This is a genomic window from Desulfovibrio sp. 1214_IL3152 (genome assembly GCF_036763055.1).
In the GTDB taxonomy this organism is placed as follows: domain Bacteria; phylum Desulfobacterota; class Desulfovibrionia; order Desulfovibrionales; family Desulfovibrionaceae; genus Desulfovibrio.
In genome coordinates, this window is the sequence record NZ_JBAIYW010000010.1 from 1 (window position 1) to 1,311 (window position 1,311).

At 61.4% G+C, this 1,311-nt stretch carries 2 protein-coding genes; both read left to right on the forward strand.

Features of this window, described 5'->3' with window-relative positions:
* The coding region (locus V6C07_RS00130; protein WP_333534303.1) for a vWA domain-containing protein at window positions 1-885 on the forward strand (885 nt) is incomplete at its 5' end.
* Between the two features lie 21 nt (window positions 886-906).
* A partial coding sequence (locus tag V6C07_RS00135; RefSeq protein WP_333534304.1) for a hypothetical protein occupies window positions 907-1,311 on the forward strand: 405 nt, incomplete at its 3' end.

Sequence of the window (1,311 nt, forward strand, 5' to 3'; positions counted from 1 at the left end):
AAGGAACTGGGCGGAAAAAGCGCCGCCAGGGCCGGGGGCGGTCCAAAGGAAAAAAACGGGCAGGAACAGGGTGAACAGGCGCAGGCAGGCACAACGCCCACCGTAAAAAAAGACCGGGGCGCTCCGGTGCAGGGCGAGGGTAAAACGTCGTTTACCGGAGAGGTGCGCGACCACCCGGATGTGAGCGGACCGGAGAACGATCAGGCCCTCAAACTGGCCGAGCGGGAAGCGGACGTGGCCCTGAGCCAGGCCGTGCAGCGGGCAAGACATATGGGCAGTCTGCCTGCGGGGCTGACGCGCCTGCTCCGCAAGGAACGGCAGCCCGAACTGGACTGGCGCGAACTGTTGCGCCGCTTTCTTGAGCATTGCGCCAACAGCGATTACTCCTGGTCCACGCCCAACAGGCGCTACCTGTATCAGGGGATTTATCTGCCTGCCCGTCGCGAGGCCCGCCTGCCGCATGTGGTTCTGGCTGTGGACTGTTCCGGTTCTGTGGACGAAAAGGTGCTGTCCGTGTTCTGCACGGAGCTTTTTTCAGTGCTGGACGCTTATGACACCACGCTGACCGTATTGTTTCACGATACAAAAATTCAGGGCGAATTGACCTTTAACCGTATGAGCATGCCCACCGACCTCATGCCCGTGGGCGGAGGCGGTACGGATTATCGCCCGGTCTGCGCCCACATTGCGGACAAAAATCTGCATCCCACCTGCCTTATCTGGTTTACCGACCTTGAGTGCAGCCGTTTTCCACCTGAGCCGGACTATCCCGTGCTGTGGATTTGCAGTGAGGCCAATGCGGAAACCCCGCCCTTTGGGGAACTGGTGAGCCTTATGGCCCCAACGACACAGACACGGCCGCCCATGCCTGCGGCCCAACATTGATGACCAAGCAGCGGAGCAGCTATGCGTATAGAATGGAAGATCACCAAGAAAAGAGGGAATCTGCGGCCGGTTCTCAGTTACTGCGCGCAGCTCGAAGACCATGAACGGGCGCTGGCCCTGCCGGTGGTGAGCATTGTTTCCACAATTCCCAGGCCGGAAGAAGAGCGCCAGGACTATTGCTACCCCGGTCAGCTTGAGCGCTCGCCGGGCTACACGCCCGAAACGTTCCACACGCTGGAAGCCCCCTCGCACAAGGGGCATGCCTGGACGCGCACCCTTGTGCTGCCCTGGCGGGAAGACAACAGTTATCCCGAGGTGGACGCCTCGTTTGCCATGCTGCGGCGCGCGATGGAAGACGCGCTGGAAAAGGCGTACGGCAGCGAGCCGATGCAGCTTGAGGGCAGCGTGCGCACTTCGGCCGGAGCG